General features: G+C 62.8%; 2 protein-coding genes and 1 pseudogene. All 3 read left to right on the top strand.

Going from position 1 to position 2,294, the window contains the following annotated elements; translation table 11 throughout:
- A pseudogene (locus tag BIS11_RS15485) lies at positions 1-353 on the top strand (NADH:ubiquinone reductase (Na(+)-transporting) subunit F); the annotation flags it as partial.
- 197 nt (positions 354-550) lie between these two features.
- Positions 551-805 (top strand): (Na+)-NQR maturation NqrM, encoded by a 255-nt coding sequence (nqrM, locus tag BIS11_RS15480; protein WP_227390979.1) that lies wholly within the window; start codon positions 551-553, stop codon positions 803-805.
- 72 nt (positions 806-877) lie between these two features.
- Positions 878-2,269 carry a Si-specific NAD(P)(+) transhydrogenase gene (gene sthA, locus BIS11_RS15475; RefSeq protein ID WP_253426335.1) on the top strand — a complete coding sequence of 464 codons (1,392 nt, stop codon included), beginning with the start codon at positions 878-880 and terminating at the stop codon, positions 2,267-2,269.
- The last annotated feature ends 25 nt before the right edge of the window (positions 2,270-2,294 follow it).

The following is a 2,294-nucleotide window of genomic DNA, read 5'->3' as shown; positions in this document are numbered from 1 at the left end:
TCTTCGATCAGTTGAAGCGCCTGAAGTCCGATCGCAAGATGTCGTTCTGGTACGGCGCGCGCTCCTGGCGCGAGACGTTCTACAACGAGGAGTACGACCAGCTCGCCGAGGAGTTCCCGAACTTCGAATGGCACCTGGCGCTCTCCGACCCGCTGCCGGAAGACAACTGGGAAGGCCCGACGGGCTTCATCCACAACGTGCTGTACGAAAACTATCTGAAGGACCACCCGGCGCCGGAAGATTGCGAGTACTACATGTGCGGGCCGCCCATGATGAACGCTTCGGTCATCAAGCTCCTGCTGGATCTCGGCGTCGAACCCGAGAACATCATGCTCGACGACTTCGGCGGTTAAGGGCGCGGTTCACCCTCGACGGGGCTAGCCAAGGCTAGCCCCGTTCGTTTTTGATCGGGACGTACTGCCTGATCGTACCGGCACTCTAAGGTATAATGACGCAGTATTTCCTCGCCCGGGCCGGTCGGCCCGGAGCGGCACTTTCCAGGCGCGCCGTTGTCCCGAGGGGAGCGGTTTCGACGTCACAGGAGGCGTATATGGCTATCTGGTTACTGGTATTCGGTTTCATGGCGCTGATCATGACCGCCATGGCGGTCGGCGTGCTGATGGGGCGCAAGCCCATCGCGGGCTCCTGCGGCGGGCTCAATGCGATCGGCATGAAGGACGGCTGCGATATCTGCGGCGGCAAGGACGAGGTGTGCGAGGAAGAGAATCGCAAGCGCGGTAGCCTGCGCCGGGCGAGCGACGAAAGCCGTGGCGCGGACCTCGGTTACGACGCGACCCGTCGCTAGGATTCAAGGCCACGCGGCAGACGACAGCGCGGGCATGGCCCGCGACAACGGGATCGAGGAGACGCACACGGTATGGCGGTTCACAATTACGATGTGGTAGTGATCGGAACGGGCCCGGCGGGCGAAAGCGCGGCCATCAATGCGGCCAAGCACGACCAGCGCGTGGCCATCGTCGAGAAGCAGCCCCAGGTAGGCGGCAACTGCACCCACTGGGGCACGATTCCCTCGAAGGCGCTGCGCCATCAGGTCAGGCAGATCCTGTCGTTCAATACCAACCGCATGTTCCGCGATATCGGCGAGCCGCGCCTGTTCTCCTTTCCGCGCGTCATGGAGCGCTCGCGGGAGACCATCGACAAGCAGGTCGAGATGCGCACCACGTTCTATGCGCGCAACCGCATCGACCTGTTCCAGGGCACCGCGCGTTTCAAGGACGAGCATACCCTGCTGGTACGCGATCGCCAGAACGCCACTGAAGAGCTCGTCGCCAAGAAGGTGGTGATCGCCACCGGCTCGCGTCCGTATCGCCCCGGTGACATCGACTTTCGCCACCCGCGTATCTACTGCTCGGACACCATTCTGAGCCTGGCTCACTCGCCGCGTACCATGGTGATCTTCGGCGCCGGGGTCATCGGCTGCGAGTACGCCTCGATCTTCTCCGGGCTCGGCGTCAAGGTCGATCTGATCAACAGCCGCGACAGCCTCCTGTCGTTCCTGGACGACGAGATCAGCGATGCGCTGTCGTACCACCTTCGCAAACACGGCGTGCTGGTGCGCCACAACGAGGAGTACGACCGCGTGGAAGGGGACGAAGCCGGCGTGGTCGTCTACCTCAAGTCCGGCAAGAAGATTCGCGCCGACGCCTTACTGTGGGCCAACGGGCGCACCGGCAACACCGATTCGCTGGGGCTCGAGAATATCGGCCTGCAGGCCAATGGTCGCGGCCAGCTCAACGTCGACGAGCACTACCGCACCGAGATTCCCCACATCTACGCCGCAGGCGACGTCATCGGCTGGCCGAGCCTTGCCAGTGCCGCCTACGACCAGGGGCTCAACTCGAGCAACGAGCTGCTCGACAAGGAGTACCGCTTCGTCACCGACATTCCCACGGGCATCTACACCATTCCCGAGATCAGCTCCTTCGGGCGCAACGAGCGCGAGCTGACCGAGGCGAAGATTCCCTACGAGGTCGGCAAGGCGTTCTTCAAGGATACCGCCCGGGCGCAGATCACCGGCGACACGGTGGGCATGCTCAAGATCCTGTTCCACCAGGACACCCTCGAGATACTCGGCATCCACTGCTTCGGCGACCAGGCTTCCGAGATCCTGCACATCGGCCAGGCGATCATGCAGCAGAAGGGCGAGGCCAACACGCTGCGCTACTTCATCAATACCACCTTCAACTACCCGACCATGGCGGAAGCCTACCGGGTGGCGGCGCAGAACGGCCTCAACCGGGTGTTCTAGGCGGCTATTACGAATGAAAAAAGGG

The organism is Halomonas sp. 707D4 (assembly GCF_024158685.1).
Lineage (GTDB): Bacteria > Pseudomonadota > Gammaproteobacteria > Pseudomonadales > Halomonadaceae > Vreelandella.
Note: the sequence above shows the minus strand (reverse complement) of the source record. Positions and strands in the feature narration are given on the sequence as shown.

What these genes read in the sequence shown, in the direction of transcription:
- nqrM (WP_227390979.1), top strand. Translation starts at nt 551, where the DNA reads ATGGCTATCTGGTTACTGGTATTCGGTTTCATGGCGCTGATCATGACC.
- sthA (WP_253426335.1), top strand. Translation starts at nt 878, where the DNA reads ATGGCGGTTCACAATTACGATGTGGTAGTGATCGGAACGGGCCCGGCG.